General features: G+C 64.5%; 12 protein-coding genes. 1 reads left to right on the forward strand and 11 read right to left on the reverse strand.

Features of this window, described 5'->3' with window-relative positions; all coding sequences use genetic code 11:
- Positions 1 to 22: 22 nt before the first annotated feature.
- The 5 genes from argE to PspS04_RS14390 all read right to left on the reverse strand — a co-directional run bounded on the left by argE (position 23) and on the right by PspS04_RS14390 (position 4,745).
- A complete protein-coding gene (gene argE / locus PspS04_RS14370; RefSeq protein WP_159996081.1) occupies positions 23 to 1,192 on the reverse strand; it encodes an acetylornithine deacetylase in 1,170 nt (389 codons plus the stop codon).
- On the reverse strand, positions 1,185 to 1,859 hold the full coding sequence (locus tag PspS04_RS14375; RefSeq protein WP_095171873.1) for a DUF1028 domain-containing protein: 675 nt from the start codon (positions 1,857 to 1,859) through the stop codon (positions 1,185 to 1,187). Before PspS04_RS14375 ends, argE begins: the two co-directional genes overlap by 8 nt.
- Before the next feature lie 10 nt (positions 1,860 to 1,869).
- Positions 1,870 to 2,280, reverse strand: coding sequence for a RidA family protein (locus PspS04_RS14380; RefSeq protein ID WP_003182257.1), 411 nt, complete (start codon positions 2,278 to 2,280; stop codon positions 1,870 to 1,872).
- On the reverse strand, positions 2,280 to 3,650 hold the full coding sequence (locus PspS04_RS14385) for a flavin-containing monooxygenase (protein ID WP_162530206.1): 1,371 nt from the start codon (positions 3,648 to 3,650) through the stop codon (positions 2,280 to 2,282). The genes PspS04_RS14380 and PspS04_RS14385 overlap by 1 nt, the downstream gene beginning before the upstream one ends.
- Before the next feature lie 252 nt (positions 3,651 to 3,902).
- Complete coding sequence (locus tag PspS04_RS14390; protein ID WP_159996085.1) at positions 3,903 to 4,745, reverse strand: helix-turn-helix transcriptional regulator; 843 nt, start codon at positions 4,743 to 4,745, stop codon at positions 3,903 to 3,905.
- A 122-nt stretch (positions 4,746 to 4,867) separates the two neighbouring features.
- On the opposite strand from PspS04_RS14390, the gene PspS04_RS14395 reads away from it, so the two are divergent.
- On the forward strand, positions 4,868 to 6,064 hold the full coding sequence (locus PspS04_RS14395) for an MFS transporter (protein WP_159996087.1): 1,197 nt from the start codon (positions 4,868 to 4,870) through the stop codon (positions 6,062 to 6,064).
- A 4-nt stretch (positions 6,065 to 6,068) separates the two neighbouring features.
- On the opposite strand, the gene PspS04_RS14400 is transcribed toward PspS04_RS14395, so the two are convergent.
- The 6 genes from PspS04_RS14400 to PspS04_RS14425 all read right to left on the reverse strand — a co-directional run bounded on the left by PspS04_RS14400 (position 6,069) and on the right by PspS04_RS14425 (position 14,718).
- A complete protein-coding gene (locus PspS04_RS14400) occupies positions 6,069 to 7,217 on the reverse strand; it encodes an acyl-CoA dehydrogenase family protein (RefSeq protein ID WP_159996089.1) in 1,149 nt (382 codons plus the stop codon).
- Between the two features lie 12 nt (positions 7,218 to 7,229).
- On the reverse strand, positions 7,230 to 8,423 hold the full coding sequence (locus PspS04_RS14405; RefSeq protein ID WP_159996091.1) for an acyl-CoA dehydrogenase family protein: 1,194 nt from the start codon (positions 8,421 to 8,423) through the stop codon (positions 7,230 to 7,232).
- A 77-nt stretch (positions 8,424 to 8,500) separates the two neighbouring features.
- Positions 8,501 to 9,586 (reverse strand): Zn-dependent alcohol dehydrogenase, encoded by a 1,086-nt coding sequence (locus PspS04_RS14410; RefSeq protein WP_159996093.1) that lies wholly within the window; start codon positions 9,584 to 9,586, stop codon positions 8,501 to 8,503.
- A gap of 33 nt (positions 9,587 to 9,619) precedes the next feature.
- Positions 9,620 to 10,972 (reverse strand): coniferyl aldehyde dehydrogenase, encoded by a 1,353-nt coding sequence (locus PspS04_RS14415; protein ID WP_159996095.1) that lies wholly within the window; start codon positions 10,970 to 10,972, stop codon positions 9,620 to 9,622.
- A 132-nt stretch (positions 10,973 to 11,104) separates the two neighbouring features.
- Positions 11,105 to 13,216 carry a helix-turn-helix transcriptional regulator gene (locus PspS04_RS27960; protein WP_159996097.1) on the reverse strand — a complete coding sequence of 704 codons (2,112 nt, stop codon included), beginning with the start codon at positions 13,214 to 13,216 and terminating at the stop codon, positions 11,105 to 11,107.
- Positions 13,217 to 13,350: 134 nt separating this feature from the next.
- Complete coding sequence (locus PspS04_RS14425; protein ID WP_159996099.1) at positions 13,351 to 14,718, reverse strand: DUF1329 domain-containing protein; 1,368 nt, start codon at positions 14,716 to 14,718, stop codon at positions 13,351 to 13,353.
- Positions 14,719 to 14,732: the final 14 nt, after the last annotated feature.

Consider the following 14,732-nt stretch of genomic DNA (forward strand, 5'->3'; position numbering starts at 1 on the left):
CATGGGCGGCCGGAGGGCCTTGTTATTGTTCTTCGGGTGCGCTCAGCCAGGCCGCCAGTCGATCCATCAGGCGGTCACAGGCGTGCAACTGCTCGACGCTGACGAACTCGTCGGGCTTGTGTCCTTGCTCCATGCTGCCGGGACCACAGACTACAGTCGCGATACCGGCCGCATCGAACAACCCACCTTCGGTGCCGAAGGCCACGGTGCTGAAGGCATCGCTGCCACACAGCCGGGCGATCAGACGCGCGGCGGCGCTGTCCGCCGGGGTTGCCAGGCCCGGGTAGGCCGAGAGTTGTTCAAAGCGAATCGACGTCTCGGCCTTGATCGCCTGCATCGCCGGCAGCAACGTGGTCTGGGCGTAGTGCTGCAATTCATCGACCACCGCCTGCGGGGCGAAGTCCGGCAAGGCGCGCACTTCGAAATCGAAACGGCAATCGGCCGGCACGATGTTCAACGCCGTGCCGCCCTGGATCACCCCGACCTGTACGGTGGAATAAGCCGGATCAAAACGTGAGTCCTGCAGTTCCGGCTCGGCCAGGGTGGCACCGATCTCGCCCAGCCGGCCGATCAGGCGTGCGGCTTGCTCGATGGCGTTCACCCCGTAGGGGGCGTACGCCGAATGGCAGGCGGCGCCGTGCACATGGCAACGCATCGCTAACTTGCCCTTGTGGCCGAGCACCGGCTTGAGCTCGGTCGGCTCGCCGATCAGGCACAAGGCCGGCGCCGGGATCCGCTGGGGCAACAGCTCGAGCAAACTACGCACGCCCAGGCAGCCGACTTCCTCGTCATAGGACAACGCCAGGTGTACCGGCCGGCGCAAGTCGCTTGCCAAGAACAGCGGCACCGCCGCCAGGACCGAGGCCAGGTAGCCTTTCATGTCGGCGGTACCGCGCCCGAACAATTTGCCGTCGGCCTCGCTCATACAGAACGGCTCGACCGTCCAGGCCTGGCCGTCCACCGGCACCACGTCGGTGTGCCCGGACAACACGATGCCACCGGCCACCTGCGGGCCCATCGACGCCAGCAGATTGGCCTTGCTGCGTTCGGCGTTGTAGATCAGTTCGCAGTCCACGCCCAGGCCCTGCAGGTAGTCGCGCACGAACTCGATCAGTGCCAGGTTCGAGTCACGGCTGACCGTGGCGAACCCTACCAGCCTGGCCAACAGGGCGCGGCTGCGCGGCTCACTCATCACCCGGCACTCCATAGCTGGGCGCCAGGGTTGGGTCGAGTGCGCGGATCAGGTAGTCCTGCAGTTGGGGCTGGTAGGCGCGCCACAAGTTGCCCAGCTCATCGATCGGATTGTGTTCGGCCCAGTCAACCCGCAGGTCGACGATTGGCCAGGTCAGGTCATCGACCACCGACAGTGCTGCCGAATGCACCGAGCCAGCTTCGCCACCAGCCGCCTGGCCAGCTTGCAAGGCACTGAGTAAGCGGGCGGCAAGGCAGCCTTCGCTCTGCTCAAAGGCGGCGACCATGGCCTCGATCACCGCGCTGTTGGCCAATAGGTTGCCAGCGGCCACGCACTGCTCACCGGCCAGGGCGTTGTGGGTGCCCAGGGCTTGGCTGCCGCTGAACACGGCAGTCCGGCCTTGGGCATCCACCACCGCCACCTGGCGGTACTGGCTGTAGCCGTTGCGGGTCAGGGCCTGGTCCAGGGCCTGGGACGGCGCGGCGCCAGCGGCCAGGCCGTCGAGGATCTGCGGGCCGAGGGCCGGCAGGGTAATGTTCTGGCTCGACACCGCGCCGACACCGGCCCGCAGCCAAGGGCAACGAGCACCGACGGCGATGCTCGAGGAACTGATGGCGATGCCCAACTGGCCGGTCTCGGCGCAGCGTCCAACGATGGAAAAGGTCATGGTCGGTTCCTTATTCGGGGATCACGGCAATCACGTCGATTTCCATCAGCCACTGCGGCTGGCCAAGGGCGCTGACCACCAGGCCAGTGGAAATCGGGAACACCCCTTTGAGCCATTTGCCGACTTCCTGGTACACCGGCTCGCGGTAGCGCGGGTCGATCAGGTAGGTGGTGGTCTTGACGATATGGCTCAGGTCGCTGCCGGCCTCCTCAAGCAACTGCTTGACGTTGCGCATGGCTTGCTCGGCCTGGGCCCGGGGGTCGCCGAGGCCCACCAGTTGCCCATCGAAGTCGGTGCCGACCTGGCCCCGCACGTACACGGTATTGCCGGCGCGCACGGCCTGGCACAGGTCGTTGTCCAGCGTCTGGTTGGGGTAGGTGTCTTTGGTGTTGAACATGCGGATGCGGGTATGAGTAGGCATCAACGAACTCCCATGCAGCTGGCTGGTTGGAGCGGTGCCGCGCACGCCTGCTCGGCATCGGCCTGGCGTTGTGCGGCATCTCGGTAGTTGAAATAGGTGTGTTGTTTGACGATGTGGTCGGCGACGTGTTTGGCGTCGTGCCATACCCCCCAGATGAACGCGGAGCCGCGCCGGGACTGCCACGGCAAACCAACGAAATACACCCCGGGTTCGCTCGACACGCCGCGCTGATGCTGGGGTTTGCCGTTGTCCTTGAAGGCGTTGACCTTCAACCAGCTGTAGTCGACCGTGTAGCCGGTGGCCCAGATGATGGTGCTGACCCCGGCCTTGGCCAGGTCGAGCTGCAGGATCGGCTGGCTGACACAGGCCGGATCGGGCAACAGGTTGCGGGCTTCGGGCTCCGGTGGCAGGTCGAGGCCGTTGCGGACGATGTAGGCGTCTGCTGCATCCAGCAGGGCCAGGTAGTTCTCGTCGCCACGGGCGATGTTGTCGGCCAGGTTGTCCGCGAAGTTCACCACGCCACCGTTGAAGGATTCGGTCAGGCCGACCAGGGTCATGCCCTGCTGGGCGAGCCGACGAAAGTCGATGGTTTCACCCCCGCGGGCCCCACTCACGGCAATGGTCACGTGCTCCTTGCCCGGCTGCATGGCCTCGGCATCCCATTCGCCCAGCACCCCCAGCCACCAGCAGAAATCACGGTTGCGATAGGCACGCGGCGGCCGGTCGTGAGCCCCCACCGACAGGTACACCTGCTTGCCGGCGCGCTGCAGTTCATCGGCGATCTGCACCCCCGAGGAGCCGGCGCCCACCACCAGTACCGCGCCTGCAGCCAGTTGCTGCGGGTTGCGGTATTGCGCCGAGTGGATCTGCTGGACGCCGCTGATGGCCGGTGCAATCGGCGGGATCACCGGGCGCTGGAACGGACCGGTGGCGACCACCACATGCCGCGCTTCGATCACCCCGGCACTGGTGTTGACAGTGAAGCCAGGACGGTCGGTATTGCGCTCGACGCTCTGCACGTCGACCCCGGTGCGGATCGGTGCATTGAATTTTTTCGCATAGGCTTCGAAGTAGTCCGCGACCTGCTCCTTGGCGGCAAAGGCGTCCGGGTCCAGGCCGGCAAATTCCAGGCCCGGAAAGCGGTCGTGCCACGCCGGGCCATTGGCAACCAGCGAATCCCAGCGCCCGGTGCGCCACGCTTCGGCGATCCGGTTGCGCTCCAGCACCAGGTGCGGCACCCCAAGCTTGCTCAAGTGCTCACTCATGGCCACGCCGGCCTGACCGGCACCCACAACAAGCGTATCAATTTGGATTTTCTCAACGGTCATGTCTGTGCACTTCTGAAAGTTGGAAGGGTTCAGATCGGTCATGGCTGGCGCCTCTGATGCAGATCATCGTGGTGCTGCGTTTGCGCTTACGGTGCGGGGGTGTTGGGCGCATTCTGTGACGCGCAGGGGATTAGCGAAATGATGTTTTATGTAGTCGCGAGCGAGGAAAAAGCGTGCCTGGGCGCAGGACATTCATTGGGTTTGGCGATTCCGCCGGGGGATCGCTGCGCAACCCAACGCAGCCTTCGGCAGCTGCTACGGGATTGGGTGGGGCCTGGGACATTGCGTCCAGGCTCAGCGCAAACGATCGTGTAACCAACCCTCAAACCGCTGCTGGCCGTCACCCTCCTGGCATGGCGCGTAATACACCAGGCGTAAATGCCGGTCGGCGTCGATGGTCAGCATGGTGTGCTCGAACGACACCGCGCCCAGGTCCGGGAGCTGCAGGTGTCGAGTGCCCTGACAAGGGCCATGGAGATCCTGGCGAAACCAGCCCTGGCGGAACTCGGCGCTGATTTTCTCCAGGTCCTTGACCAATTCTGCGACATCGCTTTGCCGGGAGCCGTGCCCGAAATCCCGGCGAAAGCTCGACAACATCTGCAGTGCTTGTTCTTCCCACGGGTCGAACAGCGCGCGCACGTGTTCATCGGTGAACAGCATCCACAGCAGGTTGCGTTGCTCCGCCGGCTTGTCGGCAAAGTGAAACAGCTGCTCGCCGGCGGGGTTCCAGGCCAGCACGTCCCAGCGCAGGTTCAACACGTAGGCTGGGCGCAGCGTCAGGTCGGCGAGCAAGCGGTGGATGACCTTGGGCACCACGCACCAGGTCTGTGCCTGCTCGGCCGGCGCCCGCTGATAGGTCAGCAGGTACAGGTGCCGACGCTCCATGGGGTCCAGGTGCAGGACGCGACACAGATTGTCGAGGAAGGCCGGTGAAACGCCGATCTCGCGGCCCTGTTCCAGCCAGGTGTACCAGGTCAATCCGACGCCGGCCAACGCCGCGACCTCTTCGCGGCGCAAGCCGGGGGTCCTGCGGCGTCCACCGGCAGGCAATCCGGCCTGCTCGGGGGTGACGCGTTCACGGCGACTGCGCAGGAACGCCGCCAACTCCAGGCGGGTGCGCTCGAGTGTTCTACCCATTATCCGGTTACTCCTAGTAACAGCATAAACGGTAGATATTGTAACAATGATTAGCCTGCTAAAGAATTGTCCGCACCGGGCCCAGCCCCCCTGCTCCACTGTGCCAGACAAGGAAGATGTGCATGCGCAACCCCACCCCCACTTCGGTCTACCTGATTGCCGTCGGCGCCTTCGCGCTGGGCATGGCGTCCTACGCAACGGCCGGCCTGATGCCCATGCTCGAACAGGCCTTCAGCGTGCCGATGGCCATCGCCGCGCAACTGGTGACCGTGTTCGCGCTGGCCTACGGCATCGGCTCACCGCTGGTGGTCGCCCTCCTGCCCCGCAATCGCCAGCGCCTTGGCCTGTTGGGCGCACTGGGGCTGTTCGTGCTGGCCAATGTCGGCGGTGCGTTGACCGCCGACTTTGCCCTGCTGATGCTGTGCCGGGCGCTGGCCGGGCTCGGTGCCGGGGTGTACCTGGCGACTGGGATCACGGTCTGTGCAGCGCTGTCTGAGCCCGAACGGCGTGGCAGCGCCATCGCGATCATCATGACCGGCATGGCCAGCGGTACCGTGCTGGGGGTGCCCCTGAGTCTGCTGCTGGCCGAAGCTGCCGGCTGGCAGGCCGCGCTGTGGCTGGTGGCACTGCTGGGCGCAGGTGCATGGCTCGGTTTACAGCAGCTATTGCCGGCGGTACCGGCCGGACCGACCGTGGCCCTGCGCAGCAAGCTGGCCTTGCTCAGCGACCGCAAGGTGCTGGCCATCTTGCTGGTTTCCCTGCTGGCCGCAGTGGCCAGCCTGGGCATGTACACCTTCATCGCGCCACTCATGAGCGACCCGGCCTACGGCAGTATCGGCAACGTGACGCCCTATCTGTGGGTCTGGGGCTTGGGCGGGGTGGCCGGGAGTTTCCTGGTCGGTCCGCTGCTGGAGCGTATCCAGGGGCCGATCCTGACCCTGATCATCATGCTGGTCCTCGGCGGAGCGCTGTTGCTGTTGCCGGTGATGGCGGGCCTGTCTCCCTGGCTCGCGTTGTTGCCGATCGCCCTGTGGGGCTGCGTCGGTTGGGCCTTGCAGGTTCCGCAGAACAACGAACTGCTCGCCGCCCGGGAACGCCACGGCGATGGCGACCTGGCGGTGGCCCTCAATGAATCGGCGCTGTACCTGGGCAGTGCCCTCGGTGCGGCGGCTGGCGGCCTGCTGTTGTTATGGGCCATGCCCGGCTGGGCACTGGCCTGGAGCGCCGCGGGCGTGGCGTTGCTGGGCGCCGTGCTGCAACTGTATAACGTGCGGCGGCTGGCACCGCTGTCGTCGCCCAATGCCCTGCGCAGCCGCTAGCCGGTTACGCTGAATATCCCTGCATCAACGTGGTATAGGCCCGCAAATGGTGGTCGTCGTCACCAAATTGCCGCGCGACCATCAGCAGGTGCTTGGCGTGATGAGACAACACGTACTCCCAGGTCAAGCCAATACCGCCATGCAGTTGGATGCCCTGGTCGGCAACAAAACGGCTGGCCCGGCTGACGATGAACTTGGCTGCAGCCAGGATCCGACTGCGCTCGTCACTGTCTTGCTGGTCGGCGACGCAGGCAGCCAGCAGTGTCATCGAGGTGGCCTGGTCGAGTTCGATGTACATCTCCACCATGCGATGTTGCAAGGCCTGGAACTTGCCGATTGGCTGACCGAATTGCTGGCGCGTCTTCAGGTAGTCGAGGGTCAACTGACAGGCCGCTTCCATGCTGCCCTGCGCCTCGGCACACTGCGCGGCGATGCTGCGCCCCTGCTGGTAACGCAGGGCAGGCAGGGCCTGGCCCTCCTCTCCCAGCAGTGAACCGTGGCTGACAAACGTATCCTCCAGGAACAGCTCACAGGCCCTGCGCCCATCAATGGTCGCGAAGTCGCGGCGCCGCACGCCAGGGTCTTGCGGGTCGACCAGGAACAGGCTGATGCCCTGCTCGTCACGCGCCTGGTGGCTGGTGCGTGCCGAGACCAGGATCAGCCCGGCGCTTTGCCCTCCCACCACCACCGACTTGCGTCCCTTGAGTTGCCAGCCACCCGGCACCGCAGTGGCGCTGGTCTGCACGTCATTGAGACAGTAATGGCTTTGCGGCTCTTCGAGCGCCACCGCCAGTTGCAGCGCGGCGCTCCCCAGTCGAGGCAGCACGCTGTGTTTTTGCTCCTCGCTGCCCAGTTGATTGACCAGGCCGCCGGCGAAAATCACCGAGTGCAAGTACGGTTCCAGGCACAGGCCCCGGCCCAGTTCGGTCATCACCAGCATGCTCTCCACGCCACTGCCGGCAAACCCGCCGTAGGCTTCGGCAAAGGGCACGGCGCACAGGCCCAGCTCGCCCAGTTGCTGCATGAAGGCCGTGCTGAAGCCTGCTTCGCTCTGGCGAAAACCCTCGCGCTGTTCGAAACCGTAGGCGTCGCGCACCAGGCGCGCCGCGGTGTCCTGCAACATCAGTTGCTCTTGTGTCAGTTTGAAATCCATGCCGGGCGCCCCTTAGAGTTCGAGAATCATTTTGGCGATGATGTTCTTCTGGATTTCGTTGGCACCGCCGTAGATCGAGGCCTTGCGTGCGTCCAGGTACTGGTAGGTGGCGGCGCTGCTGTACGCGCTGTGCAGCAGCGGCGCCGGGTCATAGCCCAGTTCTTCTTCGATGAAGGGCATGGCGTAGGGGCCAACGGCCTTGCTCATCAGGTAGGTCAGGGCCTGGCGAATCTCGGTGCCACGGATTTTCAGGAACGAACTTTGCGCACCCGCGGCCGCGCCATCGCGAGCGGCGGCCAGGGTGCGCAGGCTGCTCATCTGCGCGGCCATCAGTTGCATTTCGACTTCGGCAATCTGCCCGCGGAACAATGGGTCTTCGAGCAGTGGCCGGCCGTCACGCAGCTCTTGACTGGCGATCTGCTTGAGCCGGTTCAACAGTGCCTTGTTGTGGGCAATCCCGCCGATGCTGGTGCGCTCATGGGTCAGTAGATACTTGGCACAGGTCCAGCCCTGGTTTTCCTCGCCCACCAGGTTGGCCACCGGGACCCGCACGTTGTCAAAAAACACCTCGTTGACTTCGTGTTCACCGTCGAGGGTGATGATCGGCCGCACGGTGATCCCCGGGGTGCGCATGTCCAGCAACACAAAGGAAATCCCGCGCTGCTGCTGGGCCTGTGGGTCGGTGCGGACCAGGCAGAACATCCAGTCGGCGAAGTGCGCCAGGGTGGTCCAGGTCTTCTGGCCATTGATCACGTAGTGATCGCCATCGCGCACGGCGCGGGTTTTCAGGGAGGCAAGATCAGAGCCCGCCCCCGGCTCCGAGTAGCCCTGGCACCACCAGTCTTCACACTTAAGGATGCGTGGCAGAAAACGCGCCTGCTGCTGCGGCGTACCGAACTTGATCAGCACCGGGGCCACCATTTTCAGGCCGAACGACACCACCTTGGGTGCGCCGGCGGCGAAACACTCTTCCTCGAAGATGTGTTTTTTGACTGCGCTCCAGTCAGTCCCCCCGTGTTCCACTGGCCAGCCCGGTGCCAGCCAGCCCTGGCGGTTGAGGGTCTGCATCCATTGCACCTGGTGCTCTTTGCTCAAGCGCTTGCCCTGGGCAATCCGCTGGGCAAACTGCGCAGGCAACTGCTCACGCAGGAAGGCCCGAACCTCTTCGCGAAAGGCCTGTTCGTCTGCACTGAAATCAATATCCATCCATCCACTCCGTCAGCCGGTGGCGTGCCGACCCGCAGGTCGGCAGCGTGTTCGTGCGTGTTAGGTGCCGAGGCCTGTTACTCGTCGAAAATGATCACCGAACGCGCCAGTTCGCCACGGCGCAGCTCATCGAAGGCCTGGTTGATCTGCTCGAGCTTGATGCGCTGGGAGATCATTTCGTCGAGCTTGAGCTTGCCGGCCATGTAGAAGTCCACCAGGCGCGGCATGTCCACCGGGAACCGGTTGGAGCCCATCAACGAGCCCTGGATACGCCGCTCATGCAGCAGTTGCAGCGGGTCCAGTTCGATTTTCAGGCCAGGCTTGAGCATGCCGATCACGGTGGCGGTGCCGCCGCGTGCAAGCATGGCAAAGGCCTGTTCGGCGGTCTGCTTCAGGCCGATGCATTCAAATGAGTGATGCACCCCGCCGCGGGTCAACTCCAGCACTTGCTTGGCGGCATCACCGTCCTTGCCATTGACCAGGTCGGTGGCACCGAACTGGCGAGCCAGTTGCAGTTTCGAATCGAGCATGTCGATGGCGATGATCCGCCCTGCCCCGGCCAACGCCGCGCCATTGATGGCCGCCAGGCCAATGCCGCCACAACCGATCACGGCCACGGTTTCACCCGGGCGCACCTTGGCGGTGTTGAACACCGCACCGGTACCGGTGGTCACCGCACATCCCAGCAGTGCGGCACGGTCCAGGGGCATGTCCCGCCGGATCGCCACGCAGGCGTTCTCATGCACTAGCATCTGCTCGGCAAAGCCGGACAGGTTGACGAACTGGGGAATGGGTTTGTGCACATAGGTCAGGCGTGATTCCTCGTCGGCCCCGCGCTTGGTTTCCGGTGATACGCAGCGCGCCAGGTGGCCGGTCACGCAGTGCTCACAGTGGCCGCAGAACACGGTCAGGCAGGTCACTACGTGGTCGCCGGGCTTGACCGAGCGCACCTCGCTCCCGACCTGCTCGACTACCCCGGCGGCCTCGTGCCCCAGGACCAGAGGGCCCGGGTACGGGAACGAACCATCGATCACATGCAGGTCGGAGTGGCACACCCCCACCGCCCGGGTACGAATCAGCACTTCACGTGGGCCGGGCTTGCTGATGCCCACTTCTTCGATGACCAGCGGGGCGCCTACCTGATGGAATACGGCAGCTTTCATTAGACTTTTCTCGTGAGTAAGGGATGGAAAGGCTCAGGCCGGTTGCTGCGGTGTGCGCAACACGGCTTTGGCGTGGCTGAAAGTGCGGAACCCGTCGATACCGTGATAGGCCCCCATGCCACTCTGGCCAACGCCGCCAAACGGCAGGCTGTCGAGGCTGGCATGGCTCAGTACGCCATTGAGTGTCACGCCGCCAGAGCAGGTACGGCTCAGGACCTGAGCCTCTTCCTCGGCGTCTTGACCGAAGTAATACAGCGCCAGCGGGCGCGGCCGAGCGTTGATGAAGGCGATCACCTGGCTGAGTTGGTCGTAGGCCTTGACCGGCAGCAGCGGGCCGAAGATTTCGTCCTGCATCACTTGCAACTCATCGCCAGGATCGCGCAGCAAGGTCGGCACGACTTTGTTGTGCGCGGCCTGGCTGAAATCCTCGGCGGCCGGGTTCAGCTCCACCAACTCGACTCCCGCCGCGCGCGCTTCACTCAGATAGCCCTGCAGACGCGCGTAGTGCCGAGCGTTGATGATGGAGGTGTACTCGGGGTTGTCCTTGAGGGTCGGCAGGAAACCCGCGACCACGGCCTTGGCGACCGCGATGAAGGCATCCATCGATTCCCGCGGTACGAACACATAGTCCGGGGCGACGCAGAGTTGACCGGCGTTCAGCAACTTGGCAACCACCACCTTGGCGACTGCCGCCTTGAAGTCGGCCGTACGGCCGATGATCACCGGGGACTTGCCGCCCAGTTCCAGGGTTACCGGCACCAGGTGTTCGGCCGCTGCCCGCAGCACATGCTTGCCGATGCTGGTGGCGCCGGTGAACAGCAAGTGATCGAAGGGCTGGCCACAGAAGGCCTGGCCGGTTTCGGCATCGCCCAACACCACCGCCACTTCACGCTCGTCATACACCGAATGGATCAATCGGGCGATCAGGGCCGAGGTGTGCGGGGTAAATTCCGACGGTTTGATCATCACCCGGTTGCCGGCGGCCAGGGCCCCGGCCAGGCCGCTGAACACCATGTAGCCGGGCACATTCCAGGCCGTGACGATGCCCACCACGCCCAACGGCTGATACTGCACAAACGCTTGACCCTGGGCGGCATGCCGCGCCTGGGGCTGCATCCACTCGCGCAAGTGCTGCTTGGTCTGCTTCAACATGGCCAGGGGCGACAGCACTTCACTGGCGCGCGAGAACGTCGGGCTGCGATGGCCGAAGTCCGCCGCCAGGGCCTCGACGATCTCCTGTTCGTGATTGACCAGCAGGCCGATGGCCCGGTCGATCAGCTCACAGCGCTCTTCGACGCTGTAGGGCTCGCGGTCCAGGAAGGCCGCTCGCTGCAGGTCCAGGATGGTGCGGATATCCTGGGTCGTGGCTCGTTCAATGGCGCTCATCAGTCGCTTTCCTCTTGTTGTCGAGACACAGGCTCCCGAGCGACCCCGTGTCGGCTTCCTGGCATGGTTGATCATCACCTGGCGCAGGCCGCCACCCGGATCAGGTGGTGGGCGGGAAAAAGGCCAGGGGCCTCAAGCCAGGATGCCCATGGCCTTGGCGCTATTGATCGCCTGCGTCCGACGGCAGGCGCCAAGCTTGACGTTGATGTTCTTGGCGTGGGTTTTAACGGTATTGACCGAGATGAACAAACGGCTGCCCACCTCGCGCACCGACATGCCTTCGGCCAGCAGCTTGAGCACCGAGACCTCGCGGGGTGTCAGGCCATCCTGGTAGTCCGGCACGCTGCTGCGCGACTCTGGCCGTTGCGCACTGGCCTCCCGTTCAAGTCGCTGGACCCGTTGCCGGTGCTCGGCGATGGGCCGCTGGTAGCACGCGCGGTCAATCCGCGCCCAATGCATGCGCCGCTCAGCTTCGTCCAGGTGCAGTTGGGCCTGGTCGAATGCCTGGCCGTGGGCCGCGATCTGCGCCAGCAGCAGGTAGGCGCTGAGCACGTATGGCGCACAGCAATCGCCGACCTGTACCAGGCCCTCGTGCACCCGTTGTTCGGCTTCGCCCAAGCGTCCCTGCTGCACTGACAGCTCGGCCTGCTGCAGCAACAGGCGACCGCGTAACGGACAGGCTACTGTCCGGGTGCCGGCCATGTGCTCAAGCTCGCTGTGCAACAACGACTGCGCCTGATGCGCGTGGCCCTGGAGCATCAGCAAGCGCGCCCGATCGCTGTTGACCAGCACCTCGGCCTCTCGGCTGCCCTGGCGGCGGGCCAGTTCCAGCGATTGCTCCAGCAGCGCCTGCGCCTCCGTCAGTTCGCCACGATGCATTGCATCGCGCGCCAGCATGCAGTGACACAGCAGGATCGACAGCCAATCCTCACGGTTGAGGTGGCGGCACGCGGCCTGGCAATGCAAGCGTGCCTGTTCGCTGTCGCCGCGCAGGGCGTGCAAGGTGCCGAACAATGCTTGCCAGTTCGCCAGCAGACGTTGGTTGCGCCGGGGGTTGGGCAAGGGCAGGAATCGGCTCAACTGTTGCAGGCAAGCCTGGGCTTCATCCAGCCGACCGCTGAACAGCAACGCCTTGGCACTCAGGTAGATCAGCCGCGGGCTGCTTTCCAGCAGGTGCGGTGCCATCCGCTCGCGCCAGGTCATGAGCCGGCCCAGGTGCTGTTCGCGCAAGATCCAGGTCAGCCACAAGCCCTCCATGTAGCTGGCGGCGACTTCCGGTTGCTCTGCGCGCAGCGCCTGCTCGATCGCATCATCCAGGTGTCCCAGGGCGCTGAGTGCCTGGCAGGCGCGCAAGCGCAGACGATTCAACGGGGCCGCCGGCAAGCGTTCCTGTAGCGCCTGGGCCACGGCCGGTATCAGGCAAGACCACTGCGGCTGGTGCTCCAGCGGGATTAACAATGCCTGGCAGTCGTTCAACTGGGTAAACACCCGCGCCCCTCCCTGGCCCTCCCAGAGTTGCTCGCAAAGCTCGGCGCTGGCCTTGGACAGGTGCGCCAGGCCAAACAACACATGTTGCTGGTCCTCGGTAAGGCGTGCCAGCAACTCCCGCTCCAGGTACTGCACCAGCACCGCGTGGGGTTGCTCGGGGCGATAGGTTTGCGTGACGAACGCTGGCAACAGCAGCCGCAGACCGGCGCACCAGCCTGCCGTTGCCTGCCACAGTTGTTGGCGGATGATGGTGTCGCTATCAGGTGCCAGCAGGCTGACCAAGGCATCGGACTCCTCGCGGCGCAGCGCCAGTTGCCGGGCGTCGAGTTCCAGCAACTGGCCCATCAGCACCAAGCGCGCCAGGTTCCAGTCGGGACGCCGGCGACAGGTGACCAGCACCTGCAGGCGCGGGTTCGCCAGGGCCAAAAGGCGGTCGAACCACAGGTTCAGTTCCGCCGGCATGGACGCCGGCACGTCGTCGAACACCAGGTGCAGCGTACCCGCCCGCTCGATCCAGGCCAGCAGCGCCTCGGGGGAGGATTGCGAGCTTAGTCCCAGGGACTCGGCCAGCTTTGCGCTGCAGGTTTGCAGGGTTTGCGGCTGCCCGCCGAGGGCCAGCCACACCACGTTTGTGACGGGTTCCAGGTAATGGCGCAGCAACTGCGTCTTGCCGAAGCCTGGGGGTGCGCACAGCAGTTGCAAGCGGCGCTGCTCGCGCCTGAGCAGGGTGCAAAGATGCGGCCGGGGCACAAACATGGCGGACCTCGCTGATGATTGATGCCATCCATCATTGGCCCCGATGTCCACCTGCGCCCCACCCGGATCAGGTGGTTGCCCCCCAATGCACGACGCCCTGCAAGGCAGGGCGTCGTGGGGCTGGTGGGTCGGGTCTAGCGAATGCCGGCGTTACGCAGTGCCGAAGGGGTGAAGTCGTTCATTTTTGCGGTGGCGCCGTAGGTCGTTGCGTGCTTGGACTCGTTGGTCATGGCCAGGACGTTGTAGCGCCCGGCGATCAGGTCATAGATGCCGATCATCGCGTAGTTGGCGGCACCGCGCTCGTAATCGTTGAAGGCCAGGCCTTCGGCGACGCGCCAGAGTTGCCCGCGACCGTCATAGTGATCGACTTCGGCCAACTGCCAGGTGTCTTCGTCAAAGTACATGTCACGCTTGGCATAGATATGCCGCTGCCCTGGTTTGAGTGTTGCCTCGACGTGCCAGACCCGGTGCAACTCGTAGCGGGTCAGGTCCTGGTTGATGTGCCCGGGCTTGATGATGTCGTCGTATTTGAGCTTGGGCGATTGCAGCCGGTAGTTGTTATAGGGGATGTAGAGTTCCTTCTTGCCTACCAGTTTCCAGTCGTAGCGATCCGGCGCCCCGTTCATCATGTCGGTGTTGTCGGTGGTGCGCATGCCGTCGCCGCCGCTGCCCGGACCGTCGTAGGCCACTTGCGGTGCGCGCCGCACGCGCCGTTGCCCGGAATTGTAGACCCACGCCAGGCGCGGTTCCTTGACCTGGTCGATGGTCTCGTGAATCAGCGTCACGTTGCCGGCCAGACGCGACGGCGCGGTAATTTCCTGTTTGTAGAAATACAGCACGTTATCCGCCTGCCCCGGCGGCACGCCTTCGACCTGCTGCGGATAGGCCACCTGGTCTTCGTATTCGACGATGGCGTAGGAGCCATTGGTCTGCGGCGCCGCCTGGGCGGCCTGGCGCACCATGTTGCCACCGCGATAACGACTGGTGTGGTTCCAGTAGACCTCGACCCCGCTCTTGGGGATCGGAAACGGGTAGTAACGGGTCTCGGTGAAATTGGCCAGGCCGTTGCCATCGTTGGTCAGTTGGGTGGTGACCGCACTTTTTTTCGCCAGCTCATACACCGACTGGGGTGCAGCCGCTGTGCGCTGGGTCTTGTAGACGGGGATCTTGTAGCTGTCCGGGTAGCGCTTGAACATCGCGATCTGCCCTGGGGTCAACTTGTCCTTGTACTGGTCGACGTTGGCCGGGGTAATCACGAACAGCGGTTTGTCTGCGGCAAAGGGATCGCCGAGAAAGCCGTTGTCCAGGGGCGCCGCGCCGCTTTTCAGGCCGCCGCTCCAGGCCGGGATGGTGCTGTTGGCATTGCCTTCCTTCTGCGCGCCCAGCGGGGTCAGGCTGGTGCCCAGTTGCGCCGCTTCCTCTGGGGAAACCGCAGCCATGACGCTGCCGGCCAGCAATGACAGACTCAATGCGCCAGTGCGCAAAATGAAAAGTGCATTCATGTTCAGGTACCTCT

The sequence above is a fragment of the Pseudomonas sp. S04 genome, from assembly GCF_009834545.1.
In the GTDB taxonomy this organism is placed as follows: Bacteria; Pseudomonadota; Gammaproteobacteria; order Pseudomonadales; family Pseudomonadaceae; genus Aquipseudomonas.